Genomic DNA, 26,169 nt, shown 5'->3' on the forward strand with positions numbered 1-26,169 from the left:
TTTCGGGGAGCTTTACCCTTGTAGCATCTTTCACTTTATACTCACTTTATATCCCAGTACCGGCTGGTTTTCAAAATAAATGATCAACTCATCATCGCCTTTCTTGTTTGTTGGTACAGAAAAGTTAACGATGTTCTTTTTTAGAATAGGTTTTACGAGTTGGCCAAATTTTTCACTTTTAAAATGATAAGCAATCGGAATGCCACTTGGAACATTTGCAATTGAAAAGGCAATCTCATTTCCTTTTCGGATTGATATTAATCCATTTTCCGGATTGATTATTTGGTAGCCTTTGCCGATGAATTCATTAAAAATGGTGGGCTGAAGGGCAAATTCTTCCCGGGTAAATTCTTTATTCAGCAGTAACCATTCCTGATTGTCAGGGTAATGTTTCATGGCAAATTCCTTTGGATCGTTATCGAAATAAGCAGGAGTATATTCTTTTAGGAATTCCATTTTGGCGTAGTCAACAGAACCAGCCGCCCAGGTAATATCTGCAAGCTTCCATTTCCCATTTATTTTTACAGCATTCCAGGCATGGTTCGAAGGCAACTTGTTGTTTCCTATCTCCGAAACAAATCGTTTTGCAGCGCCCGGTATTATTACACATTCTATGTTTAGTATGTGGCAGATTTCCTGAAAAAGCGTAGAGTATCCTTCACACAAAGCCTTGCGGCTCTTTATTGTTTCCAATGCCAGATCTCTTCTGAACTGATCTTTTTGTGTCTGCAAATCTTCGTCCGAAGTATACGAAAAGCGGATTTTATGAGTCTTGTTTACTCCTTTTGTTTTGTATTCAACATTCATGGCAATCCATGCAAAGGCAGCTCTGACTTTATCTTCATCCGTATTGAAATCAGTTTTTATTTTATCAGCTAATTCCTCATAAGAGCTAAAATTTGCCGGGTATTTCGAAATGAGACCATCTATCTTATTGATCAACTGTGCATTTGCATGAGAATAAGCCAAAAAGAATAGTAAAAAGAGTATGGATTTTATGGAAGTATTCATATTGTTATGATGATTCAGTTTTAAATATAAATAAAAGAAACAAGAATCAAGCCTGAAAGCAAATAGTTAGGGAAGAATGATGATTTAAATTAGTCTTTAAAGGTTATCAAATTTATGATAATTATAGAATTGTTTTTTTTATTTTTAGATCTTGTTTCATCTTTCAATCTTGTAAAATGAATAGATTAATTATTATTGGAAATGGCTTTGATCTAGCTCATGGTCTCAAAACTAGTTTTAAGGATTTTATAGCTGATTACTTCGCTAATGCTATAAATACATTTTATAGCAAAAATGAATACTCAGATTTATTATTAGATGTTAAATTCAAATTTAATGGACGAATCAATCCACTTGATATAGGTGTTGTTACTGAGGAAGATGCGTTTAAGGTATTAAAAGTCTTAGGTGGAGATAAAGGTGTATATGTTAAGATTAAATCAGTACTTCTTAATCTTGTTTTTAACAGGATAGAAACACTAGGATGGGTTGATATTGAAATGGAATATTTTAAATTACTCTTGGTTGTTAAAACGAGTAAAAGGAAAGGCTTAGATGAACTACATCAGGAATTTGAATTTATTAAAAATCTATTATCTGAGTATTTGCGGATTCAGGAAAATGATTTTGATAGAACGATTTGTTCTGAAAATATTGTAGAGTGCTTTTTAGAGGATGTAAATGATAAAGAAATAGTATCTAATGATTTTATTAAAAATGGAAGACCCGAACATATTTATTTCTTGAATTTTAATTATACTAGTATCGGTCATGAATACTTTGATAGGTTGACAGTGAATCATAAAAGTTTTAATTTCATACATGGTAGTTTAGATAAAAGGTATGGTGATCCTATTTTTGGGTTTGGGGATGAATTTGATCAAAATTATAAAGAGTTTGAAGATTTGAATGATAATGAATATTTAAAACATATAAAATCATTTGAATATTCTAAGAAGCAAAATTACTTTTCTCTTATTCGATATATTGACGAATTGCCTTTTCAAGTATACCTTTTTGGACATTCATGTGGATTATCAGATAGAACGATGTTGAATACTTTATTTGAACACGAGAATTGTAAATCAATAAAGGTTTTCTATCATGGAGAAAAAGGAGATGAGTATGATTTTATAGATAAAATCAATAACATATCTAGACATTTTATGGATAAGACCTTGTTGAGAAAAAGGATTGTTCCTCATGATATGTGTAGACCTATGCCACAACCAATAAAAGAACATCAAGTTAAAATAAATGGATCACTTTCTTGAAACAACAGAATTTACCCCACAAAAAAGACCCACACTCACGGAAGCTTGAGCATGGGCCTTTCGAGTAATATACTTAGTAGTATATGCTTTTAATTATCTTAGGTGATTCACCACTTGATAGATTGGCTGAAGAACAGATTCTCCCAATAAAATACTCCTTTCGGGAGACCAACCATATTCAGGGTCTGGTAAATCATTATTGTCCTTGAATGGCATTTCAATTGTCAAAGATAAACATTTATATCTTTCTCCAATGTGTTTCGAGCAAATTGCTAAATTTCCAGTTCCAGGTTCGTTCTTGGGATAGCCGTGAGTGTCCTGAAAATCAGGGCATAAATCAATCCATGAACCAATGAATTTTTCCGTTAATTTTTTCAATCTTTCATCGAAGGAAGGGATGCCTTCTATTCCCGAAATAAAATTATAAGGCAAAGTTTCATCTCCGTGGATATCCAGATTTAAGTCACAGCCATACTCGTCCATTAAATTACGCACATGGAAAACTTCAGGACTGTTTTCAATCGAAGGTTCGGCCCATTCGCGGTTGTAGTTAAATCCTTTTGTGTTTACGCGTAAATTGCCTGCAATACTGCCATCAATATTCATGTTAGGCACCAAATAAAAAACAGCTTTATTTAGCAAACTTCTCGAAACCGGATCATCCTGATCCAAAAGGCGGTCAATTAAACCCTGCATAAACCATTCGGCCATGGGCTCGCCGGGATGCTGACGGGCAATTACCCAAATGCTTTTTTTCGTTTCGTCGGCTTCACCAACAATCAACATATCAATGTCTTTTCCTTCCACCGTTTTTCCAATCGAAACCAATTCACACTCCGGCGACATTTGTGCCTGATGAACTAAATTTAAATGCTGATCGTAGGTGTAAGGAGCAAAGTAAGCGTAATAAACCGAGTTATAAAGTGGCGTATGCTCAATAATCAACTCTTTGCCATCGTAATTCGATGGAACCCGAAACCAATTCTCACGATCGTAGGATGCCACAGTTTGGTAGCCTTCATATCCTTCCGGATAAGATGCTTTACCGGCATTTGTAATCCGCATTTTAACAGATTCTTCCATTGCGCCCATCAATCTGAAATGGAACCATTGAAAAAATTCAGAATTTGTGTCGTTGGGGATGCTTAGCTGTATGTTTTGAGGATTGGCGGCATCAATAACTTCAATTTTACCGCCATCAAAATTCGATGAAATATTCATGTGTGTGTCGTTTTTTTTGTGATTCATTCAAAGGTAGATTTTTTGATTTTTACAGACAAGGAAACTGTTGAATTCTTATATTGCGATGCCGGAGTACTAATTCACGATTAGTAAACGTTTAAATAATCACAAATTCTTCTATTTTTGGAAGTCTGTTTATCAAGGAAATATTATTTCTTTATTTTTGCAGAGTAGTCCTGTATTTATTTTTAATTCAAACTAATGATCAATTTGTTTCGTCTGAAAGACAACCGTTCAAAAAAGTGGAAGTTTGTAGTGTTTGCTGTAATGCTTGTATTAGTTGTAACAGGATCGGTACTTTTTAAACTTTATCAGGATATTTTCTCAGCAAACATTAATTTGGGCGAAGAAGAAACCAGCTTACTGTACATACCCACCAATTCAAATCAGGCAGATGTTTTGCAAATTCTAAATGAAAAAGGCTGCCTGAAAAACAGCTCTTCCTTTCAGTGGGTTATGGAGAAGAAAAATTTCGCAAATCACATTCATCCGGGGCGTTACGAAATTAAAAATGGCATGAGCAATAATGAATTAATAAATTTATTGCGCTCAGGCATTCAAACGCCACTCAATCTTACTTTTAATAATACCCGCACTTTAGAAGATTTTGCGGGCAAAATAGCTGCTCAAATCGAGGCCGATTCAATTAGCATCCTATCGCTGTTAAAAGACGAATCTAAATTGCAGAAATACGGATTTGCACCTCATACCATTATAGGAATGTTTATCCCCAACACCTATCAGGTATATTGGAATTTAGATGCAGAAAATTTTATTGAGAGAATGCATACAGAGTATGGTAAGTTTTGGAATATTGAGCGCTTGCAAAAAGCTGAAAATATTGGTCTTTCACCTATTCAGGTGAGCACGCTGGCATCAATTGTCGATGAGGAAACCGTTAAAAAAGATGAAAAGAAACGTGTTGCAGGTGTTTACATGAATCGCTTAAACCGTAAAATTAAATTGGATGCCGATCCAACTTTAAAGTTTGCTTTGGGCGATTTCACCATACGCAGGGTTCTTAACAAACACAAAACAATCGATTCTCCATACAACACCTATAAATATCGCGGACTACCTCCGGGACCAATTCGTCAGCCATCTATTTCCGGTATCGAAGCCGTTCTAAACTACGAAAAACACAAATACTACTACTTTTGTGCCAGTCCCGAATTCAATGGATATCACGTATTTGCCAAATCCTTGCGCGAACACAATCAAAATGCAAGTCGCTATCAAAGAGCGCTCAATCAAAGAGGCATCATGAAATAATTAGTACTTCTGCTATTTACGGGTTGTAATTTTCAGGCTTTTATTGAGAATACACTGTATGGCAAATGTCAGTGTATTCATAACGGATATCTGCTTACTTTTTAAATCTTTCTCTGGACCTTTTGATTGCCGGCATATTGGAAACCGCCCATTTCGTTAAATTATCCACATGGGGAACAAGAGATTTACCTAAGTCTGTAATTTCGTACTCAACTTTAGGAGGAATTTCCGGATAAATAGTTCGAAGAATAAATCCGTCAGCCTCTAATTTTCTTAATGTAACAGTCAGCATTTTTTGAGATATATCTGAACCAACTTCTTTATTGATTTCATTGAAACGCAGCTTCTGCTTTTCGCCTAAAATCAGTAATACAAGAATAGACCACTTATCACCAAAGCGATCTAAAACCGTTCTGACAGGACAATTTGTAATATCCCATTCACTTTTTTTTATTTCTTTTCCCATCATAGATCTTTGATTATCAACAATAGTTACCTTGAAGTTAGTTTAGAACAAGGATGTACCTTATTGGTCGTTTTTACAAACTAATATATCTTTGCTATACAAAAGTAAGTATAAAACTTTTATATAGTAAGTTTAAATAAAATATAAGATGGAAAAAATTTTAGTAACTGGCGCAACAGGACATTTGGGAAATATTGTAGTTGAAAATCTACTTAAAAAAGTTTCCGCCGGTCAAATTTCAATTTTAGTTCGGGATGAATCCAAAGCACAGGCTTTAAAAGCAAAAGGTGTAACTGTTAATATCGGAAGTTACCAGGATATCCATTCATTAAATAATGCGATGAAGGGTATAGATAAAGTTTTGCTAATCTCATCAAGTGATTTTAATGATAGAATCGGTCAGCATAAAAATGTGGTTGATGCTGCTAAACAAGCAGGAGTGAAACATATCTTATATACAGGTGTTGCATTGAAAGATATTGCAGCATCTCCTTTACAGCCATTGCTTCAGGATCATTTTCAAACAGAAGATTACATAAAAGCAAGCGGGCTTTCATTTACTTTTTTGCAAAATAGTTTGTATGCAGAGGTGATTCCAATGTTTGTAGGTGAAGATGTTTTGAAAACAGGTATTTTCTTTCCTGCAGGTGAGGGTAAAGTGCCTTTTGCTGTCAGAAAAGATTTGGGAGAAGCTATTGCAATTATTTTGGCAGGTGAAGGACACGAAAACAAAACCTATCACTTAACGGCATCAAAAACCTATTCATTTGCGGATATTGCTGCTGAACTTACCACATTGTCAGGCAAAAAAGTAAATTACACCAGTCCGGAAGATGATGCATTTGAAGATATGTTAAAGCAATTTGGTTTGCCCGAAGAAATTGTATTGATGTCCGTTTTGTTTGCCAAAGGAATTAAGAATAATGATTTTAATATGGCTGACGGTACTTTAGAGAGTATTTTGGGACGGGAACAAACGGATTTAAGAATGTTCCTTAAAGAAGCTTTTAATTTGTAATAGCACTGGCAGGTTTTTTTGATTCATGAAAAATTAAAACCTCCTTCATTTTCTAAAAGCGGAAAGGAAGGGGGGGATTATTACAGCACTTAAGTTCACCAATCAAATTAAAACTGAACTTTTCGGACATCCTCTTTTTTTTGCTGACCGAATATTTACGTTCCATAAACCGTGAATTCTATATCTGTAAATTCAGGATCAGTGGAAGAGGAATGCCGGAAGAGAAAGCTTTGCATAATTAAACGCAACCGGCTTGAAAAATAAGAGTTGCGTCTCACATTTTGTATCAAAGGATTTATTATCATTGCAACAAAGTAAATTGAATTGAGAGCAATGATTGGAACACAGACAAAAGGAACCATTATGGTACTTTTATCAGCAGTATTTTTTGGACTGCTGCCTTTTTTTGCCATTAAAACCTATGCCGAAGGTTTTGATGTGAGTAACCTGTTGTTGTACAGATTCAGTTTTGCATTTGTGCTGATTGGTTTGTTTTGTATCTACAAAAAGATTAGTATCCGAATCAATAAAAAACAATTTTTTCTGCTGCTGATTCTCGCATTTGTAGGAACCATGATGACCACCTACACACTTTTTTTATCCTATCAGTATATTTCGTCGGGATTGGCAAGCACACTTCATTTTGTGTACCCCATTATCACCATTGTTTTTGCAGGCATCGTCTACAAAGAGAAATTTACACTGAAAAAATTAACGGCTCTCTTCTTATCAATTGTTGGCATTGCCTTGTTATCCTTAGGTGGTGGTGCAGCAATTAATGCAACAGGTGTTTTATGGGCTTTGGTGTCAGGTTTATTTTACGCCATCTACATTTTGTGCATGGCCAATCCCGAATTAAGGAAAATTTCGCCCTACAGCGTTGCTTTTTGGATTTTTGGCATCTCTGCAATTTTGTTCTTTGGCAAATGCTTCTTCACAAATAATATCAACACAAATCCTGGTATTCTGTCCATATTTTATATCGTAAATCTTAGCTTTTGGTCTACTTTTTTGTCGGTTGTTTTATTCTATATGGGCATGAAACATACCGGTCCGGGGAATGCGTCTCTTCTGTCAACACTTGAACCTCTTACCGGAGTTATGGTAGGAGTGTTTGTATTTAATGATGTAATGGACTTAAAAAGTTCTTTGGCCATTCTTCTCATATTGACTTCTGTTTTTATGGTGATGCAAAACAATAAGAAACCAAACTACCGAATGCTTTTTATCAAATTAACTCCCCGCAGACTAAGGAGAGCTTAATGTTTTAATAGGAGAGCTATATCAGATTAACATCAAAATTGATCCTGCAAAATGTTTCTTTTCAGCTATCTTCGTTAAAAAATGCAGGGAAACTCGGCTGTCCTTTATAACCGAGAATTATTCATTCATAAATTTTAAAATATGCACCATAAATGCCTTGTTTGTGAAAGAATTTCAAAAATTCTAAATCATGAAAACCCATACTTTGTGGCTGAATTGGAAACAGGTTATGTTGTTTTGGGCGATTTTCAATTCTTTAAGGGCTACGTTTTATTGCTTTGTAAACAACATAAAACTGAGCTGTATCAATTAGACGACGAGTTTAAGATGAAATTTTTAAAGGAAATGAGTGACGTTGCCGAGGCTGTTCATCTGGCTTTTCAACCCAAAAAAATAAACTACGAAATGTTGGGAAATGCATATTCTCACCTGCACTGGCATATTATTCCCAGATATGAAGACGATCCCAACCCTTTGAAACCGATTTGGACGATGGACAGTAAAATAATAAATGCAGAAGAAACCAGGCCAAACGATCAGGAGTTATCAGAACTAAAAGAAAAGCTGCTGAATGCTCTGAAAACCACGGCTGGTTCCGATCGGTCGGTGATTTAAAACTTCAGTCGGAGACGGATTGCCACAAGCCTGATTACATCCTTTATAAATGATGAAAATAAAAAAAAAGCGAAATTCATGCCCGTTTGTTTTGTTTGAATTTTGTAATTTGGCTTCATGGAAAAGAGAGAAGATTTAAACGAATTTTACAACAGAATAAAGTACAAGCCCGATCAGGAGCTGGTTTTAAGCAGGCCCCATATTAATGTTTTTGAACGGTCGGCCTGTACGGGACCGCTCACTTATTCAAGAAGAGATTACTATAAAATAACTTTGATATTGGGCGAAGGAAGGCTCGATTATGCAGATAAAAGCATTTACATAGACAGGCCTGCTTTATTGTTTTCGAATCCGTTGATTCCCTATAACTGGCAGAATATCTCCAAAGAGCAGACGGGATGGTTCTGTATTTTTAATGAATTCTTTGTAAAACAACGGGATGAGCTGCTTACGGATCTTCCAATGTTTCAGCTGGGACACGATAAGGTTTATTTTCCTGATGAAAATGCCGTGAAGGAAATTGCTGATTTGTATCGGAAAATGATGGTGGAAAATGAAGGTTCGTACATTCACAAGCAGGATGTGCTTCGCAATTATCTTCATCTGATTGTTCATTATGCACTTAGGATGGAACCCGCAAAAAACTACGAGCAAACGCAGAATGCAGCCACCCGTATTACGTCACTGTTCATGGAATTGCTGGAGCGCCAGTTTCCTATTGATTCGATGCAGAATCAATTGAAACTAAAATCGGCGAATGATTATGCCTGTCAGCTTTCCGTGCACACCAACCATCTTAACAGAGCAGTAAAAGAGGTTACAGGAAAAACAACTACTGAACACATTGCAGGCCGTATTATTATCGAGGCAAGCGAATTGCTGGTTCATACCGATTGGCCTGTTGCCGAAATTGCCTATTGTCTGGGCTTTGAATATGCTGCTTATTTCAATAATTTTTTCAAAAAAGCAACCGGGATAACGCCAAAGGAAGCGAGATTGCAGATTGTTTGAATTTTATAATTTTTGGTTTGATTCCTCTTGTTTCCATTGAAACAGGATCATTAATTTTGTTGTGTAATTATTTAAACAATTGGTATGAAACATTCATGACATGCAATTGCGACACACAGGAGATGATTATATGGTAAGTTCTCCCGAAATAAGCTCGGGACAGGCTATCCGATAAAAACTTAAAATTATAAACAGATGAAATACAAAACATTAGGAAAAACAGAAGAACAGCTTTCTGCCATAGGATTGGGCTGTATGGGGATGTCGCATGTTTACGGCGAAAGAAATGATGAGGAAAGTATCGCCACTTTGCACAAAGCATTGGAATTAGGGATTAATTTTTGGGACACTGCCGATTTTTATGGTGGAGGAGCGAATGAAAAACTTATTTCAAAAGTACTGAAACCAAACCGGGACAAGATATTTATAGCCACTAAATTCGGGTTTAAGTATGGCGGGGAAAATTTGCTGGCCAGTAGTTTTGACGGCTCACCCAAATATATGCGCAAGGCTGTGGAATTAAGTCTGCAGCGATTGGGCATCGAAACCATCGACTTGTATTATGCCCACCGGGTTGATCCGAACGTACCGATTGAGGAAACAGTAGGAGCAATGGCAGAACTTGTAAAGGAGGGAAAAGTGCGTTATCTGGGACTTTCAGAAGCATCCATTACCAATATCAAAAAAGCAAACGCAGTACATCCCATTTCGGCATTGCAAAGTGAATACTCACTTTTAACAAGAGATGTAGAGAAGAAAGTACTGCCCGAAATTACAGAAATGGGCATCACATTTGTTCCCTATTCACCTTTGGGAAGAGGAATGTTTACCGAGAATTTTAATGTGGATAATATTGCATCAAATGATATCCGTTTGAACTTACCCCGCTTTCAGGGAGAACATTTAATCAACAATCAGAACCTGATGAAGGCACTGGATGAATTCGCTTACGGCAAGAGCATCAATACTGCCCAGCTGGCATTGGCATGGCTGATGGCGAAAGGCGATAACATCATTCCGATTCCGGGAACAAAAAAACGCAAATACCTTGATTTAAACGCCAAGGCTGCAGATATTGAGTTTACAGCAAACGAAGTGGCGGAAATTGAAGCCATTATTGCAAAGTATCCCAATACCGGCGAGCGTTATACCGAAGCAGCTATGAAATTGGTAGATAAGGATTAAGCGAAAAGCGAAGCGCTGAATGAAAATTGCAGACCGGGCATCATGCCCGGTCTTTTTTATGCCTGCAAAAACGAAACTGCACCGAAGACTTCCCGGAGTATTGGCAAACTTTTAATTCGAGTTTATCACATTTAGTTGGAATATTTTTAATCCAGTTGGCTAAAGCCAAACTGCAATGGATAATTCCTTTTTACCCTTTATTTGGAACTATTCTGAGAAATGAAATAAGTCTTTTAAATAATGTTTTGTTAATTTTAAAACCGAAAAGGTAAAAATACTTTTACATTAGTCTGAACTAAATAAGCGAATATGAAACAACTAATTCTTTTTCTTTCAATCTACTTACTGACTATAAACTGCAAAGCGCAGGATAGTATTGTTGATTATTTAAATCTTGTGAAACAAGAGTTTAGCTTACAGGAGCAATTAATTCCTGACAGTGTTGTTGAAAAATATAATATAGTTTTTATTGGTGAGACACATGGTTTTAATGATAACTATAAAGTTGCTTACAAGCTGATAAAAGAATATAAAAGCAGAACTGACTTCACTTATTTATTGGCAGAAATGGACTGGGCCACATCTCAAAAGTTGAACTCTTACTTGTTAAACGAAGATACTACAAGTTTAAAGGGATTAATAGATAAAACCAAGTCGTCACCTGCGTGGTGTAAAGAGAAATATGATTTTTACAAAAAACTCATAAACCTTAACAGGCAAAGTGAAAATAAAATTTTATACGTGGGGGTAGATATTCCTGCAGGTGGCATAAGCAATACTGTATGCAGACTTATTGAAATTAAAGAGAAGTATGGCGAAGCTGATGCTAAATTGGATTCTATCGGCAACAATATAAATTCGAATCAGGAGAATATTAGGTACATTAAAAAATTGTATGAGGAATCGAAGAATAAAAGCTACGGAAGTGAAGACTTATTTGAATACAGGTATCATTTGGAAAATATATTAAATTATAGCTCAGCAATTCATACAGCATCTGATATTGGTTGGGATAAAGTAAGAGATTCCTGTATTTTTGATAATTATAAGAAATTAGAATCTCAGCTTCATTTAAAGAATCAAAAAATGATTGGAGTATGGGGCTATTCACATACACTTCAAGAACCAACCGATGGAGTTCGCTGGTTTGCTGCTAATTTAAAGGATGCATTAAAAAAGAAGGTTTATACGTATCGGATTTTTTATTTTGACAGCAAATGCATGATTTCAGAGAAATGGATACCAGGTCTTTTAAAGATTACAAAGTCTAAGAAAAAACTTTATTACAATCTGAATTTACAAAATGATGATAATTGGGTTACGGGTACGAAGGAGAAGGTTAAGGAATTAAGAAATGTAACACCCAAAAATTCAATTTTTGTTTACGACCTCACTCATAATAATTCACCTTTTAAAAGCAATCCGTTTTTGATAGTTAATAGAGACTTAGACTGGAATACAACAGATTTTTTTCAAACAGCAATTGTTGTAAGAAATTCGAAACCTACAGAGCCATTCGGAATAAACAAAAAATAACTGCCATAGCCAGGCTTATAAAATCAGTCTTCTAAATAATGTTTTGGTAATGATAACAAGAAAAGATTAGGGCGGAAGGAGTAAAAATGATGCTAAAGCAAAAGATTGAAATATTTTAAATCCAGTTGGCTAAAGCCGAACTGCAATAGATAAAATAAGAGAGTATTCTTGCTAAAAGCCAAGCATTTATTGTAATAGCCTTCAGGCAATTGATAACAAGAAATAAAGATTGTTGAAGGAGTAAAAATGATGCTAAAGCAAAAGATTGAAATATTTTAAATCCAGTTGGCTAAAGCCGAACTGCAATAGATGAAATTATAAAGGATTTCCTGCTAAAAGTCAGGTGTCTGTTGTAATAGCCTTCAGGCAATTGATAACAAGAAATGAAGATTGTTGAAGGAGTAAAAATGAAGCTAAAGCAAAGGATTGGAATATTTTAAATCCAGTTGGCTAAAGCCAAACTGCAATAGATGAAATTATAAAGGATTTCCTGCTAAAAGTCAGGTGTCTGTTGTAATAGCCTTCAGGCAACTGAAAACAAGAAATGAAGATTGTTGAAGGAGTAAAAATGTTGCTAAAGCAAAAGATTGAAATATTTTAAATCCAGTTGGCTAAAGCCGAACTGCAATAGATAAAATAAGAAAGTGTTCTTGCTAAAAGCCAAGCATTTATTGTAATAGCCTTCAGGCAATTGATAACAAGAAATGAAGATTGTTGAAGGAGTAAAAATGATGCTAAAGCAAAAGATTGGAATATTTTAAATCCAGTTGGCTAAAGCCGAACTGCGATAGATAAAATAAGAGAGTATTCTTGCTAAAAGCCAAGCATTTATTGTAATTGCCTTCAGGCAATTGATAACAAGAAATGAAGACTATTGAAGGAGTAAAATGATGCTGAAACAAAACATTTATTGCTTTGCTTTTAAGCAACTGATAACATGAAATTTAAAAACAGGCTTTAGCCACATAAAATAGATAACTTGAGTTGCTAAGAGTATCTATTCACATGGTATTCTCCACAAAAACAAAATTATCATTGACAAGCTGTTTGAACATTTTACTTGCTCCCCCAACTTTACATTCACCAATTGCTAAAACTCCTGACAGCGCCAAAGATCTGCCAGCGTTTTAGCAATTTCTTTTTTATTCGCTATTGTTTATTTTGTTAACTAATTATTGTTTTGTAGATTCGGATTCACAATTGGTTATGCTGTAGAATAGATATTCCGCTGAAAGCCGAAGTTAAATCAAACAATAAATAGGATGGGAAAGTTTTCACTTTACGATTTGTTAGGGCTGCTGCTGCCCGGAGTACTCTTTTTGTTTTTTTGTAATGTCATAAGTAATCTTTATGGATTTGCACCTGCATTCTTCGGAGCGCTTAATTGGCAGGTAAACATTGGCATCACATTGTGTTTAGTACTTATAATTGGAGCCACGCTTTACGCTGTAAATTTCTATTTAGTACAACAGAAATGGTACAATTGGTTTTTGGGAATGTACAAACCGGTTGCTGTTCTTTATTTAAAAATGGAGTTTCTTCACAAACTGATGAATGAAACTTTAAATGAGAAAGCAAAAGAATGGTACGGAAAAAACATCTTTTTTAGTAAAGCCAATTTCGATAATCTTGCAGCATATCAACAGAAAAAAATGGATGTTTTACAGGATGAGTTTTACGACCGCATGTATTACGAATTGGAGCATCATGCTAAAATAGAACACCCTAAAACCTTTCAAAGCTTTTATTTTTTCTTTCGGCAAACAGCTCTGGCCTGCATTCTGCTTCTCTTTCTGGAGGTATTTTTGTTTGCCTTGCATTTTATTACTTCTCTCCATTTAAACAAGCCGGATATATTTACCGCACTCTGCTTGGGTGGATTATTGTTCTTTATTCTTTTTGTTTCGGCACAGCTTGCCCAATGGTATCGCAAACGAATGGTCATGAAAATGTATTGGGCTTATTTTACTCACCTAAAACAAATTTAGTGCTATGGAAACAATCGAAAAAACAGAGCATAAAGGCTTAAATGTGTACAAAACAGTGGAAAACGATCCGCAGTATTTTGGCGGCTATCTGAATATGGCACGGTTAAATATTTTTAGTATTAACAATTCGGTTGCTCATAAAATTAAACTGCCAACTCTTTCCGATGAAGAAAAAATACTGGATAGTTTTTTATGCACTAACAACAGAAAGCATCTCAACTGGAATTTGGCTCATTCTATTGCAGTTAAGTTTCTGCCAATAGTAAAGGTCTTCGACTTTGAGAGTCTTCCAAAACAGGAAAGAACCGGCGACCTGAATAATAGGAATGCAGGAAAAGACTTTGCTGCAATGACAGCTTCTCTACGATGTTTGTTTAGCGAAATTCAAGAGTTCAGAAACGATTACTCTCATTACTATTCCATAGCAAATGGGGATAAAAGAAAAACGACAATTTCGGGAGAAGCGGCCGAATTTCTTAGGCTTAATTTTGCACGGGCTATTGAATATACAAAGGAAAGGTTCAACGGCGTTTTAAACGATGAAGATTTTGAACCTGCCAAAGAACGTGTGCTTGTAAATCAGGATAACACAATAACGACTGATGGTTTTGTTTTTTTAATCTCCATGTTTTTAGAGCGGGAACATGCGTTTCAGTTTATTGGAAAAATTAAAGGCTTAAAAGGAACTCAGTTCAATAGTTTTATTGCCACACGAGAGGTATTAATGGCCTTTTGTGTTAAACTTCCGCACGATCGGTTTGTAAGCGAAGATAAAAAGCAGGCACTCACACTGGATATAATCAATACCCTGAACCGATGCCCTAAAGAACTGTACAGCGTAATTACCGATGAGGAAAGGAAAGCATTCAAGCCAGGTTTGGATAGCCTGAAACTTGAAAATTTGTTGGATAACAGCACGAACGACAAGGCTGCTATTGAAGATTACGACAAGTACATTGAGGCACTTACACGAAAAATAAGACACAGCAACCGCTTCTCTTATTTTGCATTAAAATTTATCGACGAAACAGATATCTTTAGCAAATTGCGTTTCCAGGTTAATCTGGGGAAACTATTGATTGACGAATACGAAAAGCCCGTTAATAATGAATTGTACCCACGAAGCATTGTGCAAAATGTGAAAGCATTTGGAAAGTTAAACGATTTTGAAGAAGAGGCAGAAGTCTTAAAACAGATTGACAAAGACGGGAATTCGTTGGGCTTTGAGCAATACGCACCCTTTTACAGCACAAAAAACAATAAGATAGGTTTGCACACCAATAGTGCGAAATCGATAATAATCAATAGGCCGAATTCTGAATCGAAAATTAAGAAAAACCTTAAGCAAGCTTTGCCCGAAGCCTTTCTTAGCTTACACGAGCTGCCCAAAATTATTGTATTGGAACACCTGAAGAAAGGAAAACCGGAAGAATTGATCAACGATTTTATTTTGGCCTGCAACAGTAAAATTACCAACAAGCAGTTTATTGATGAGGTGAAGGCGAAATTGCCAAACGACTGGAACGAATTCAATAAAAGATCGGATTCGAAAAAAGATCCTGCCTACAAGCCAAATGCATTGGCTTATTTAAGAAAACGTAAAAAAACCTTGGATGAGGTGCTGGCACAATACAATTTAAATCACAAACAAATACCAACACGCATTTTAGATTACTGGTTGTGTATTGTTGATATTGATGAGAACCGAGCCATTTCCGAAAGGATTAAACGAATGAAGCGAGAGGGTATGGATCGCTTAAAGGCGTATCAGAAATTTACCAAAACCGGAAAGGGGAAAATCCCAAAAATTGGCGAAATGGCTACTTTTCTGGCAAAGGATATTGTTGATATGGTAATCAGTACCGATAAAAAGAAAAAAATCACTTCTTTTTATTACGATAAAATGCAGGAGTGTTTGGCCTTATTTGCCGATCCCGAAAAAAAAACGCTGTTTATTGATCTCATCAGTAAAGAGTTAATGCTTAATGATATTGGAGGACATCCTTTCCTGAAAAATATTCGCTTTAAGAACTTAAATTATTTGCAAGACTTGTATGCAAAATACCTGCAGGAAAAAGTGAAAAGGAATGCTTATAATGATGATTCATGGATGAATACTACCTTCTACGATTTAGCATGGGATGATAAAAAAGGTAAAGAATCTACTACGGTAAGAATTCCATTTAATCTATCTAATGTTCCTTTTACACTGCGTCAGCTAAAAGAGAAAACTAACTACAATCTGGATGAATGGCTGTATAATGTAACAAAGGGAAAGGTAAAAGGGGATGGTAAAGCGCCGATCAATTTACCAACCAACCTGTTCGATGAAACCCTAACTCGTTTGCTGCAAAATAATTTGGAAGCGCACGCAGTGGAGTATCCTGCAGAGGCCAAATACAACGAGCTTTTTAAAATTTGGTGGAAAAAGCGCGGCGACAGCACACAAAGCTTTTACAATGCCGAAAGGGAGTATTTTATTTTTGATGAGAAAGTGAATTTTAAACTGCAGGAGAATGCCATGTTTGCCGATTTTTATTCCGATAGTGTAAAAAAAGCCTTTAGAGCAAAACGAAATGCAAGAAGAATAGAACAAAGAACCGACCGAAGTTTGCCGGATATTAAGTTCAGTCAGGTAGAAAAAGTGTTTAAGCGAAGCATTTCGAATTCCGAAAAGCAAATTCGTTTGCTGCAGGAAGAAGATCGGATAATGCTTCTGATGCTCGAAAAACTGATGACTCCCAATCAGGATTTGAACTTAAAACTGAACCAGATAGATACGCTTTTAAACAAGATTATTACCGTAAAGGAACTAGTTACCGGAAAATTGTATTTTGAGAATAATGCCGAAATAACAAAAACAATTGTTGATCGGCGTAAGCGCAAAGATTTCAGTATGCTTCATAAATATGTTTTCGACCGGCGTTTGCCCGAGTTGTTCGAGTATTTTGAAGAAAACGAAATACCATTGCCCAATCTTAAAAACGAATTGGAGGCCTATAATGCAGCCAAACAAAAGGTTCTAGATGCGGCATTTGAACTTGAAAAAAAGCTGCTTGCAAACAATCGTGCCGATAATTTTATAGATGAGGATTGTAAAAACGGACACATTCCGCACAAAGCCTATTTGCAGTGGCTTACAAAAGAGGGGGTAATAAACGAAAACGAATTTTTGTTTTTAAATGGGGTTCGGAATTGTTTTTCGCACAATTTATTCCCTCAAAAAAGAACGATGAGTTTGTTTGTTGCCCGGTGGGACAATAGTAATTTTGCCCAACAAATAGCAGAACGTTACAATGAGAAAATTGACGCCATACTAGCTATATAGTAGAAAATACTTCCGTTTTTTGCCCGGCAAAAAACGGTTTATCCTTTGCAAATAAGGCATTTATAAAACCTAGGTTGTAATTGCTCTTATTTTGAAGGGTATACACAACCCATGTGTATCCGTATCTATTTACCATTGTGTTGTAATTGCTCTTATTTTGAAGGGTATACACAACACCTAAACATGAAAAAACTGAAAGAATAATGTTGTAATTGCTCTTATTTTGAAGGGTATACACAACAACGGCTTCAAGTTGATACTCCTGTGAATTAGTTGTAATTGCTCTTATTTTGAAGGGTATACACAACAAATCTGATGTATAGATTATTTTTCTGGGTGTGTTGTAATTGCTCTTATTTTGAAGGGTATACACAACCTCCTTTTACACTTCCTCCTAATTTTTTTAGTTGTAATTGCTCTTATTTTGAAGGGTATACACAACATCCATTGCCCCGTGCTTTAGCCCGGGGATTGTAAATATTTTATTTGGAAGAGGACACACAACAACTATTGAATGTTAGGAAATTCATGCAGTAGCTATTTTGAAAAGGCCAGGCCCTCAGTCCGGCCTTTTTTCTTGTCCAACGGAAAAGAAGTCTTCTATGAGTTTCAGATATCCCGTCCAGCGGAAAAAATGTCTTCCATGAGTTTCAGATATCCCGTCCAGTGGAAAAAATGTCTTCTATGAGTTTCAGATATTCCGTCCAGTGGAAAAGATGTCTTCCATGAGTTTCAGATATTCCGTCCAGCGGAAAAGAAGTCTTCTATGAGTTTCAGATATTCCGTCCAACGGAAAAGATGGCTTCTATGAGTTTCAGATATTCCGTCCAGTGGAAAAAATGCCTTCCATGAGTTTCAGATATCCCGTCCAACGAAAAAAATGGTTAATATGAATTTGTGTTAGGAGTAAATATCAATTGGTTAAATAAAATATGGAGTTGTTTATCTGAGGAGTTTATAAAAGTTTGTTTTAATTAGTTATTAATTATCTGTTAATCTGATAAAATAGTTTAAATAGGGTGGTAGTTTTAGTCTATTTTGACTGGTGTTGTTGATTGTTTTCTATTTTAATCTGCTAACATAGGCCTTTTGTGTTTGTGTATTCATCCATAATTTATTGGTTTATGTTTGTTTTTTAAAATATTATGAATAATTTTAGCTTTCAATTTTTAACCAAACCCAAACAGAGATGAAAAAAATACATGCAAATGCAATTACCAATGAAGTTGTAGAAGCCTGTCAAGGCATAATAGAATTAAGTAAAAAATATCCCATAACAGAAGATGCATACTACAGCATCACACTCGAAAAATTAACCGGGATGTCGAACGAGTTAATTGGGAAGGTTAATGCGGGTTGGTTGAATAGTGAATTAAAGGATAAGGATGAGGCACGTGATTTGGATCTGCGCGCCATTTTTTATGAAGTAAAAGCCAAATGCATGCGCCGCCCAAGTGCTGCTCAGGAAAAGGCTTTGCATATAAATGAAATTTTGAATCGTTACGGGATAAAAATCGCCGAAGAATCGTACAGCATAGAAAGTGTTGGAGTGCGGGCCATGTTGAGCGATTTAAATGCGCCCGAATTGGAGGAACATGTTCAGGCAATACCTGATTTAAAACAATTGATGGATAATTTGGAGCAATCGCAGGCCGGTTTTGATGTTTCAGCATCCAAATTAATCGAAGACAAAAACGAACGGGAAAATACCAAATCGGCATCGGTTGTTGCCCAGGAATTGAAGAACATTATTAACAATGAGTTGTTGGGTTATTTAGGCGCAATGGCGAAGGTAAATCCTGCAAAATACAAGCCTTTTGCCGATGTGGTAAGTACATTAATTGAAACCGGCAATAACAAGCTGCGCGACCGTATGGCTGCTTTAAAGCGCAAAAAGGAAAAAGTAGATTTAAAATTGAACTAAAGAGAATTACTTGCAACTACATACAAACTGAAGCAAACCCCTTTGAACAATTGTCCGAAGGGGTTTTTTTATGTGTTTTTAATTGGCATCTTTTTTTAAGGGCTTTCGCTTTAGTTCAAATCTTTAGTAAGACCGGGAAGCTGAGAACTTGTTCGAAGATCGCCCGGCCACACTTAGATTTGAGTTAAATAAGGAAGTTTTTTAAAAAGCAGCCTTGAATTTCTTTGCTTCGTTTCTTGTTTCAAGACAAGAAAAGATGTCGCGTTTGGGCGGAAAGCCCAATTACTAAAATCAATTAGGACAAGACTGATACAATATTATATTGTTTCTCTTATTTATTGAGCTGCGGCGATCGAAAAAAAAATGCGGTATTACTTTTCATCATCACATTGGGCTGATTATACCGCATTTACTTCCATTTCCAGCTTCACACCAAATTTATAGAGCACCGATTTTCTGATTTCGTTGGCCAATTCGAGTATTTCAGATCCTTTTGCATGTCCAAGATTCACAATCACCAGTGCCTGATCTTTGTGAACACCGGCATCGCCTATTTGTTTGCCTTTCCAGCCGCATTGTTCAATCAGCCAGCCGGCGGCCAGTTTGCTTTGTGTTTCGTTTAGCTCATAAACAGGCATGCCTTCGTGCTTTGCTTTTAGCGCATCGGCTTCAGCCTTGGCAACCACAGGGTTTTTGAAAAAACTGCCTGCATTGCCCAGTACTTTTGGGTCGGGCAGTTTGCTTTCGCGGATTTTGATGATTACCTCGCGGATATTTTTCAGATTCACTTCATCGTAAGCTTCCAGTTCCCGGGCAATGGCGCCGTAATGAACTTTAAATTCGGCCTGTTTGCTGAATCGGAAGTTAACGTGGGTAATGATGAATTGATTTTTGTATTCGTTTTTAAAAACACTGTACCTATAGTCGAATTCGCAGTGCGCATTGCTGAAAGTTACTTTTTTGTTGCTCTCAATGGATATGGCTTCCACGCTTTCAATCACGTCTTTTACCTCAACACCATAGGCTCCTATATTTTGAATGGGAGCTGCACCAACCACACCCGGAATCAGGGACAGATTTTCGATACCCGATAAATGATTTTCAACACTCCAGGCTACAAATTCATCCCAATCTTCGTTGGCACCCACCTGCACCAAAACCGAATCGTCATCTTCTTCAATAATTTTTATTCCCTTCACCTTTGGATGAATCACCAGGCCGTTAAAGTCTTCGGTAAACAGAAGGTTGCTGCCGCCGCCCAGCAGTAAATACTGAATGTTAAGAATATCATTCTTGCTTAAAAAGTCTTGAATTTCTTCGACAGTATCAAATTCGAAAAAATATCTGGCATTGGCTTCTATGCCAAATGTGTTATAATCTTTTAAGGAAACGTTTTTACGAAGAGAGGCCATGTTATCAGTTTTCAGTGAGCAGTAATCAGTTATTGGTGAATGGAATTAAAGAGTCTGTTTAAGAAGTTTTACAAAACCAAGAATATCATCTTCGGTGGTGTCGAAAGAGCACAGCCAGCGCACTTCGCCTGCATGTTCATCCCAAACCCAAAAAAAGTATTCTTTCTGAAGTTGTTCAATTTTATTTTTAGGGACAAGTGCCCAAATACCGTTGGCCTGAACCTTTTGGGTAATTTTTATCTGATCTATTTTTAGGACTTCCTGTTCGAGCAGTTTGGCCATTTTGTTGGCATGACGGGCTGTTTTCAGCCACAATCCGTTGGTGAGCATGGCATCGAACTGTGCACCGATGTATCTCATTTTAGAACAAAGCTGCATGCTTTGTTTACGAACGTATTTGGCTTCTTTCGATAGTTCCGGATTAAAAAAGATGACTGCTTCGCCCAGCATCATGCCGTTTTTGGTACCGCCAAAACTGAGTACATCAACACCGGCAAGGGTGGTAAATTCTTTTACATCAACATCCAGACTTACAACAGCGTTTGCCAGTCGTGCGCCGTCCATATGAACGTACATGTTGTTGGCATGTGCCAAATCGCAGATGGCTTTCACTTCTTCGGGCGTATAAACGGTTCCCAGTTCGGTACATTGAGTAATCGAAATCATTTTTGGCTGGGAGTGATGCTCAAAACCAAATCCGTGCAAATGCGGGAGAATTAATTCGGGCGATATTTTGCCGTCGGGTGTTTCAATAGGAATAACTTTACATCCTGTAAATTTATCCGGGGCACCGCACTCGTCAACCTGAATGTGAGCCGTTGCCGGACAAATAATGGAATGATAGGATTGGGTTAATGTTGAAAGACTAATAACATTGGCTCCGGTTCCGTTGAAGGCAAAGTATACATCAATATTGTTTCCAAACAGGGTTTTGAACTTTTCAATTGCGGCAGCTGTGTACGGATCTCCGCCGTAAGCCATTACATGACCTTGGTTCGAATTCTGAATAGCCTCCATTACCTCTGGCAATATTCCTGAAAAATTATCGCTTGCAAATCCTCTTTTATTCATTTCTATGCTTTTTTATCGAAGCATTAAAAGTAAACTTTATTCATTAAATATTTCGATAAAAAGTTTGAAAATGCTGTACTGCCATTTAAAATACGAATGTTTTGCTTCTGCTTAATTCTCTGAGCGATTTTCCCGATGGGTGTTTCGGCAGAAAGAAAATGGGAACAAGCGTCTTGTAAATCAGTCTGATATCTCTTATCTAAAATCTGATAATCTATTTTAAAAGAATTTTTATTTTTTGAAGTAAAACAGATAGCTCTTCGGGTTTGGCTTCGCCTTTGGTAAGGAACTGAATTCTACCTTCTTTATCCAAAAGGAAAAGGTAACACAGCTTTTTGTCCTGAACATCGAAGTAGTCGTAATAGCTGTCCAAAGGGCCATAATAAGTCATTACATTTTTGTGCATTGGTTTGGCAATGCCGCCCCGCATTCCATTGTCGATATAATGCGACAGCCAAGAGTAAAAGTTACTGATCATGGGCACTTCAATAAAACGAAAATCGTTGCGGATGCTGAATTCTTTCATGAGTGGTTTGGTCCAGGTGTCAACTTGGGCTTGAGTACCTCTTTTAAATGCAATGATTAAAACGCTCACTTTTCCTTTGCAATGATCGGGAAGAGTGACCATTTTAGAGGACAACAATTCCCCTTTTATTTCGGGGAAAAGATCTCCTGATTTTAATTTATCTGGATTTTGTGCTGCTGTTTGCTGGATGATGATAATGCTAAGAAATACTGCAGTTATAATTGATCTGATCATTATGCCGTTTTAAAATCAAAATATGTAGAATGCCGATCGAACAAACAGGAAGCAATGTTGAGCATGGCGAAATGCAGCCCGCTGATTTATTCAATCGGTATTATTTATTTTCTTTATAATATTTGAGTAGAAAAGCATATGTATTCTTAGTGGTTTTCTCTCTTTCTATTAGCGTAGGTTCTTTTAACTGGGCTTTAATTAGTTTGTAAAGTTCAGCAACCAGCTCGTATTCTTTTGTATTTTTCATGAAGGTTTCCGATTGTCCGATGTAATTTCCCGGACTGCGTTCAACCAAAGGAGCCAGATTGATCCATTTATTGGTTAAGGTTAACGTGAGTTTTGCTTTCAGTCCAAGATCGGCATTTCCCAAAACGAGATCGCCGTCGTTATTTATCGACCAAAAATATTTTTCGGGGTTTTTCAGTAATTTTTCAAGCATATCTAAAAAATTTTAATTTTACCTGAATGTAATTGTAAGTTTGCAAATATAATTTATAACAATTTTAGAACTTTTGCAGATTAAAGCTTTGAATTATAAAGATAAGTAAAAATGATTTGTGATATTCAGTACGGGCGATTAATGATTGTGTCTGATTTGCATGGAAATGGATTTGATTTTCGGCAGATTTTGAGGGTGTATGGAAAATTAAAAAGCGAAGGGAAAGCGGATTATCTGGTTTTTCTGGGCGATTTAATTCATGCTTATCCCGGAAAGCAAAAAGATGAATCTCTGGAAATGATTCAGGAGCTCATTAAAATGGGCGCAAACCAAAAGGGAAGCGATGTGATTTGTTTGTTGGGCAATCATGAGATGGTTCACATCTATCATATTCCTCTGCATCGGGGCAATCTGGAGTTTACCTCCTGGTTCGAGAACCGGATTCGGAAGAACAGGGAAGAGGTGGTACGCTTTTTTATGGATATGCCCTTTCTGCTGAGAACCGAAGGAGGCGTTTTGGTGAACCATACCGGTAGTTCCGATCGTTATGCGCGTACCAAAGAGTTTGATTTGAATTGGTTCAGGCAGTATTCTCACGAAGGAGAATTTACTGCACATATTGAAAGTATTCACACCTATAATCCGCAGATTAGCTCCCATTTTATGAATACTGCCGAAGGGGATTATTTGTGGGATGTATTAATGAATGGGAACGAACGGCAGTATGGAGATGAATATTTGAAAATGATTGATGATTTGCTGCAGTTCGCAAGTGCGGATCGCCAAAATTCACCAATGAGAACACTGGTCAGCGGTCACATTGGTGTTGATTACGGAGCAGAAACCATCGGAGCCCGTAAACTGCGCTTGTGCAGCAGTGCCGGCTGCTTACGCGATTTGGAAAAGAAATACCTGCTCATCGATGCCGAAAAAACATACGCCAATTCAATGGAATTGCTTGAATGTTGCCGCGATCTCTTCTGATTTTAAGATTGGAACGATTCCAGACCTTTTCCTCTTAGCTGAAGAGGTGATTTTCCGGTAGCCGATTTAAAAGTCTTGTTGAAGTAGGAGGGACAGTTGAAGCCGCATTCGTAGGCAATCTGAGCCACCGTTAACCTGCCTTCGGCAAGAAGCTTTTTTGCATAGTTGATTCGCATCTCATTCACGAATTCAGAAAAGGTTTTATTTGTTTTGCTTTTAAAGAAGCGGCAAAATGCAGTTTTACTCATGTTGGCAATTTTAGCTGCTTTGTCCAATTCTATTTTTTGCTGAAAGTTTTTACTTACATATTCGTAAATCTGATACAGTTTTTGATTGTTTCTGTGCTGGAACGTTTCCACAAAATTATCCGAAGCCAGATACTCCAGATCGTCCGATAGAGCCAAAACCTGCAATATCTGCAGCAGTACAAGAATCCGCTGGGCGAATTCCGATGAATGAAGTGTTTTTAAATGCTGAATGATCTTGTATTTGGAACTGCCTTCAATCCGCACTCCCTGAAACGATTTGGTCAGGAACTTCTTAATTCGATACATTTCAGGCAATAGAAAGAACTCTTTGCCAAAACTATCCTCTTTGAAATGAACGACCCAGGCAATGGCCCGCAAATCATTTTCTTTTCGGTAGTAAGACTCATCGTTCTTCATTACATGAGGAGTGTTGGGCCCAATAAATATCAAATCACCATCTTTAAAATTGTCAATACAGTCGCCAACCACCAAAGTGCCTCTGCTTTTTTCAATGTAGATCAATTCAAATTCGGGATGATGATGCCACGGAACTTCAATGTGCGGTAAAACATCAATCTTAGATCGGAACGAATGCTCATTTTTTATCGGTATCTCTTCAAGTAGTAGCGACATAGTTGTATTATTTTAACTGCTCTGTTTAATATTTACTCAATAAAAGCTAATATATTACCGGCTGTTTTTTGTGTTAAATTCAAATTGCAAATTAATATCATTAAAAGCAGTACTTGTGCATTATTGCCTTTTGCTATCGTTTGTTATTAATAAAGTGTGAATATAGTGCAATAAAATGATAAAATAGTAAAATTAATTCATAAGAAATTGATTGAGATTTGTAAACAGAAATACAAACGATTGAAAAAATATACTTATGGTCTCAATTAGTACGAATAGTAAGAGTAATTCCGGCACACAGGCGCAGGGAATGAATTACAAAGGAGCTCTGGCCCTGCTGACTTCTCTGTTTTTTATGTGGGGATTTTTAACCTGCATGAATGATATTTTAATTCCTCATTTAAAAGGATTGTTCGATTTATCAATTACGCAGGCAATGTTGGTACAGTTTACCTTTTTTGGTGCCTACTTTTTAATGTCTTTGCCGGCTGGTTGGATTATCGGAAAGATTGGTTATAAAATGGGAATTGTAACAGGATTGGGTGTTGCGGCTATGGGTGCTGCCTTGTTTTTTCCAGCAGCGGCATTCTTGTCTTACGGATTTTTTCTTTTTGCCTTGTTCGTGTTGGCAGTAGGTATAGTTGTTCTTCAGGTGGCAGCAAATCCTTTTGTTGCAGAATTAGGCACACCCGAAACGGCTTCAAGCCGCTTGAATCTTACTCAAGGATTTAATAGTTTGGGAACCACTGTAGCTCCAATTTTTGGTGCTTATTTAATATTGGATAACACAAGTATTGATAGTGCAGGCAAGGCTGAAGCGGTTCAAATGCCATATCTTGGTCTGGCAATTGCGCTGGCTGTAATTGCTGTGATTTTTGCTTTGGTGAAGTTGCCTAAAATACAGGAGGTTGAGGAAGAAAAAGCAGAAGGTTCGGTATGGAAATTCAGACATTTAATTTTGGGTGCAGTTGCCATTTTTACTTATGTGGGTGCAGAGGTTTCTATAGGAAGTGCTTTGGTAATGTATTTTGGAGACGAAGGATTGCACCTGTTTGGTGAAGCAGAAGCGGCCAGCTATGTTTCGGTATTTTGGGGTGGAGCGATGATCGGCCGGTTTATAGGATCAGCAATCATGCAAAAGGTATCAGCCTCAAAAGTGTTGGCTTTCAATTCCGTTATGGTTGTAGCATTAGTTGTTGTAAGTATGCTTACCAATGGATACGTTGCCATGTGGAGTCTTGTTTTGGTAGGATTGTTTAACTCAATCATGTTCCCGACTATTTTTACTCTTGCAATTGATGGTTTGGGCAGATATACCAGTCAGGGTTCAGGTGTTTTGTGTCTGGCGATTGTTGGTGGTGCAATAATCCCAATGATAATGGGAGTGTTAGCTGATAATTTCGGATTGCGAAATGCATTTGCTTTAACCATTATCTGTTACGGATACATTTTATTCTATGCCTTAAGAGGACACAAACACAATTAATTA

21 protein-coding genes and 1 CRISPR repeat array are annotated in these 26,169 nt (G+C 36.8%); of the genes, 13 read left to right on the top strand and 8 right to left on the bottom strand.

Going from position 1 to position 26,169, the window contains the following annotated elements; genetic code table 11:
- Positions 1-30 precede the first annotated feature (30 nt).
- On the bottom strand, positions 31-1,011 hold the full coding sequence (locus GQR60_RS04890) for a transglutaminase domain-containing protein (protein ID WP_124991855.1): 981 nt from the start codon (positions 1,009-1,011) through the stop codon (positions 31-33).
- A 176-nt stretch (positions 1,012-1,187) separates the two neighbouring features.
- Here GQR60_RS04890 and GQR60_RS04895 point away from each other — a divergent pair, with 176 nt between their 5' ends.
- Positions 1,188-2,285, top strand: a complete 1,098-nt coding sequence (locus tag GQR60_RS04895; RefSeq protein ID WP_124991856.1) for an AbiH family protein — start codon at positions 1,188-1,190, stop codon at positions 2,283-2,285.
- Between the two features lie 93 nt (positions 2,286-2,378).
- Here GQR60_RS04895 and GQR60_RS04900 read toward each other — a convergent pair whose 3' ends face one another.
- The gene (locus GQR60_RS04900; RefSeq protein WP_225441342.1) at positions 2,379-3,533 is read right to left on the bottom strand and encodes a M14 family metallopeptidase; all 1,155 of its coding nucleotides are present in this window, start codon (positions 3,531-3,533) and stop codon (positions 2,379-2,381) included.
- 195 nt (positions 3,534-3,728) lie between these two features.
- Between GQR60_RS04900 and mltG the strand changes: the two genes are divergently transcribed.
- The gene (gene mltG / locus GQR60_RS04905) at positions 3,729-4,799 is read left to right on the top strand and encodes an endolytic transglycosylase MltG (protein WP_124991857.1); all 1,071 of its coding nucleotides are present in this window, start codon (positions 3,729-3,731) and stop codon (positions 4,797-4,799) included.
- Between the two features lie 94 nt (positions 4,800-4,893).
- Here the strand turns inward: mltG and GQR60_RS04910 are convergent, their stop codons facing one another.
- The gene (locus GQR60_RS04910; protein ID WP_225441343.1) at positions 4,894-5,265 is read right to left on the bottom strand and encodes a winged helix-turn-helix transcriptional regulator; all 372 of its coding nucleotides are present in this window, start codon (positions 5,263-5,265) and stop codon (positions 4,894-4,896) included.
- 148 nt (positions 5,266-5,413) lie between these two features.
- On the opposite strand from GQR60_RS04910, the gene GQR60_RS04915 reads away from it, so the two are divergent.
- The 9 genes from GQR60_RS04915 to GQR60_RS04955 all read left to right on the top strand — a co-directional run bounded on the left by GQR60_RS04915 (position 5,414) and on the right by GQR60_RS04955 (position 19,133).
- Positions 5,414-6,283, top strand: a complete 870-nt coding sequence (locus tag GQR60_RS04915) for an SDR family oxidoreductase (RefSeq protein ID WP_124991859.1) — start codon at positions 5,414-5,416, stop codon at positions 6,281-6,283.
- 333 nt (positions 6,284-6,616) lie between these two features.
- Complete coding sequence (locus GQR60_RS04920) at positions 6,617-7,546, top strand: DMT family transporter (protein WP_124991860.1); 930 nt, start codon at positions 6,617-6,619, stop codon at positions 7,544-7,546.
- Between the two features lie 141 nt (positions 7,547-7,687).
- Positions 7,688-8,161, top strand: coding sequence for an HIT family protein (locus tag GQR60_RS04925; RefSeq protein WP_124991861.1), 474 nt, complete (start codon positions 7,688-7,690; stop codon positions 8,159-8,161).
- 117 nt (positions 8,162-8,278) lie between these two features.
- Positions 8,279-9,172, top strand: a complete 894-nt coding sequence (locus GQR60_RS04930; RefSeq protein WP_124991862.1) for a helix-turn-helix domain-containing protein — start codon at positions 8,279-8,281, stop codon at positions 9,170-9,172.
- Positions 9,173-9,367: 195 nt separating this feature from the next.
- On the top strand, positions 9,368-10,357 hold the full coding sequence (locus GQR60_RS04935; RefSeq protein WP_124991863.1) for an aldo/keto reductase: 990 nt from the start codon (positions 9,368-9,370) through the stop codon (positions 10,355-10,357).
- A 309-nt stretch (positions 10,358-10,666) separates the two neighbouring features.
- Positions 10,667-11,893, top strand: a complete 1,227-nt coding sequence (locus GQR60_RS04940) for a TraB/GumN family protein (protein ID WP_124991864.1) — start codon at positions 10,667-10,669, stop codon at positions 11,891-11,893.
- A gap of 1,262 nt (positions 11,894-13,155) precedes the next feature.
- Positions 13,156-13,881, top strand: a complete 726-nt coding sequence (gene csx27 / locus GQR60_RS04945) for a type VI-B CRISPR accessory protein Csx27 (protein WP_124991865.1) — start codon at positions 13,156-13,158, stop codon at positions 13,879-13,881.
- A gap of 4 nt (positions 13,882-13,885) precedes the next feature.
- Positions 13,886-17,209, top strand: a complete 3,324-nt coding sequence (cas13b, locus tag GQR60_RS04950; protein ID WP_124991866.1) for a type VI-B CRISPR-associated RNA-guided ribonuclease Cas13b — start codon at positions 13,886-13,888, stop codon at positions 17,207-17,209.
- Positions 17,210-17,282: 73 nt separating this feature from the next.
- A CRISPR array of direct repeats spans positions 17,283-17,651; the repeat unit is 36 nt; unit sequence GTTGTAATTGCTCTTATTTTGAAGGGTATACACAAC.
- Positions 17,652-18,398: 747 nt separating this feature from the next.
- Positions 18,399-19,133 carry a DUF6261 family protein gene (locus tag GQR60_RS04955; protein ID WP_124991867.1) on the top strand — a complete coding sequence of 245 codons (735 nt, stop codon included), beginning with the start codon at positions 18,399-18,401 and terminating at the stop codon, positions 19,131-19,133.
- Between the two features lie 398 nt (positions 19,134-19,531).
- Here the strand turns inward: GQR60_RS04955 and murB are convergent, their stop codons facing one another.
- From murB to GQR60_RS04975, 4 genes are all read right to left on the bottom strand, one after another.
- Entirely contained in the window at positions 19,532-20,545 is a 1,014-nt protein-coding gene (murB, locus tag GQR60_RS04960) for a UDP-N-acetylmuramate dehydrogenase (RefSeq protein WP_124991868.1), read from the bottom strand.
- Between the two features lie 45 nt (positions 20,546-20,590).
- The gene (locus GQR60_RS04965) at positions 20,591-21,616 is read right to left on the bottom strand and encodes a threonine aldolase family protein (protein ID WP_124991869.1); all 1,026 of its coding nucleotides are present in this window, start codon (positions 21,614-21,616) and stop codon (positions 20,591-20,593) included.
- A gap of 214 nt (positions 21,617-21,830) precedes the next feature.
- Positions 21,831-22,376 carry a hypothetical protein gene (locus tag GQR60_RS04970; protein WP_124991870.1) on the bottom strand — a complete coding sequence of 182 codons (546 nt, stop codon included), beginning with the start codon at positions 22,374-22,376 and terminating at the stop codon, positions 21,831-21,833.
- A 100-nt stretch (positions 22,377-22,476) separates the two neighbouring features.
- The gene (locus GQR60_RS04975) at positions 22,477-22,815 is read right to left on the bottom strand and encodes a hypothetical protein (protein ID WP_124991871.1); all 339 of its coding nucleotides are present in this window, start codon (positions 22,813-22,815) and stop codon (positions 22,477-22,479) included.
- 111 nt (positions 22,816-22,926) lie between these two features.
- On the opposite strand from GQR60_RS04975, the gene GQR60_RS04980 reads away from it, so the two are divergent.
- Complete coding sequence (locus GQR60_RS04980; protein WP_124991872.1) at positions 22,927-23,799, top strand: metallophosphoesterase family protein; 873 nt, start codon at positions 22,927-22,929, stop codon at positions 23,797-23,799.
- Positions 23,800-23,801: 2 nt separating this feature from the next.
- Here the strand turns inward: GQR60_RS04980 and GQR60_RS04985 are convergent, their stop codons facing one another.
- Positions 23,802-24,680 (bottom strand): AraC family transcriptional regulator, encoded by an 879-nt coding sequence (locus GQR60_RS04985; RefSeq protein WP_124991873.1) that lies wholly within the window; start codon positions 24,678-24,680, stop codon positions 23,802-23,804.
- A 256-nt stretch (positions 24,681-24,936) separates the two neighbouring features.
- Here GQR60_RS04985 and GQR60_RS04990 point away from each other — a divergent pair, with 256 nt between their 5' ends.
- Positions 24,937-26,166 (top strand): sugar MFS transporter, encoded by a 1,230-nt coding sequence (locus tag GQR60_RS04990; RefSeq protein WP_124991874.1) that lies wholly within the window; start codon positions 24,937-24,939, stop codon positions 26,164-26,166.
- Positions 26,167-26,169 lie beyond the last annotated feature (3 nt).

Origin of the sequence: Labilibaculum euxinicum (assembly GCF_009795715.1) — a bacterium.
In the GTDB taxonomy this organism is placed as follows: Bacteria; Bacteroidota; Bacteroidia; order Bacteroidales; family Marinifilaceae; genus Labilibaculum; species Labilibaculum euxinus.

Coding starts and splice junctions, on each gene's coding strand:
- GQR60_RS04895 (WP_124991856.1), top strand. CDS start 1,188: ATGAATAGATTAATTATTATTGGAAATGGCTTTGATCTAGCTCATGGT.
- GQR60_RS04990 (WP_124991874.1), top strand. CDS start 24,937: ATGGTCTCAATTAGTACGAATAGTAAGAGTAATTCCGGCACACAGGCG.
- cas13b (WP_124991866.1), top strand. CDS start 13,886: ATGGAAACAATCGAAAAAACAGAGCATAAAGGCTTAAATGTGTACAAA.
- GQR60_RS04890 (WP_124991855.1), bottom strand. CDS start 1,011: ATGAATACTTCCATAAAATCCATACTCTTTTTACTATTCTTTTTGGCT.
- GQR60_RS04930 (WP_124991862.1), top strand. CDS start 8,279: ATGGAAAAGAGAGAAGATTTAAACGAATTTTACAACAGAATAAAGTAC.
- GQR60_RS04940 (WP_124991864.1), top strand. CDS start 10,667: ATGAAACAACTAATTCTTTTTCTTTCAATCTACTTACTGACTATAAAC.
- GQR60_RS04955 (WP_124991867.1), top strand. CDS start 18,399: ATGAAAAAAATACATGCAAATGCAATTACCAATGAAGTTGTAGAAGCC.
- GQR60_RS04925 (WP_124991861.1), top strand. CDS start 7,688: ATGCACCATAAATGCCTTGTTTGTGAAAGAATTTCAAAAATTCTAAAT.
- GQR60_RS04970 (WP_124991870.1), bottom strand. CDS start 22,376: ATGATCAGATCAATTATAACTGCAGTATTTCTTAGCATTATCATCATC.
- csx27 (WP_124991865.1), top strand. CDS start 13,156: ATGGGAAAGTTTTCACTTTACGATTTGTTAGGGCTGCTGCTGCCCGGA.
- GQR60_RS04975 (WP_124991871.1), bottom strand. CDS start 22,815: ATGCTTGAAAAATTACTGAAAAACCCCGAAAAATATTTTTGGTCGATA.
- GQR60_RS04900 (WP_225441342.1), bottom strand. CDS start 3,533: ATGAATCACAAAAAAAACGACACACACATGAATATTTCATCGAATTTT.
- GQR60_RS04920 (WP_124991860.1), top strand. CDS start 6,617: ATGATTGGAACACAGACAAAAGGAACCATTATGGTACTTTTATCAGCA.
- GQR60_RS04915 (WP_124991859.1), top strand. CDS start 5,414: ATGGAAAAAATTTTAGTAACTGGCGCAACAGGACATTTGGGAAATATT.
- GQR60_RS04985 (WP_124991873.1), bottom strand. CDS start 24,680: ATGTCGCTACTACTTGAAGAGATACCGATAAAAAATGAGCATTCGTTC.
- mltG (WP_124991857.1), top strand. CDS start 3,729: ATGATCAATTTGTTTCGTCTGAAAGACAACCGTTCAAAAAAGTGGAAG.
- GQR60_RS04910 (WP_225441343.1), bottom strand. CDS start 5,265: ATGGGAAAAGAAATAAAAAAAAGTGAATGGGATATTACAAATTGTCCT.
- murB (WP_124991868.1), bottom strand. CDS start 20,545: ATGGCCTCTCTTCGTAAAAACGTTTCCTTAAAAGATTATAACACATTT.
- GQR60_RS04965 (WP_124991869.1), bottom strand. CDS start 21,616: ATGAATAAAAGAGGATTTGCAAGCGATAATTTTTCAGGAATATTGCCA.
- GQR60_RS04935 (WP_124991863.1), top strand. CDS start 9,368: ATGAAATACAAAACATTAGGAAAAACAGAAGAACAGCTTTCTGCCATA.
- GQR60_RS04980 (WP_124991872.1), top strand. CDS start 22,927: ATGATTTGTGATATTCAGTACGGGCGATTAATGATTGTGTCTGATTTG.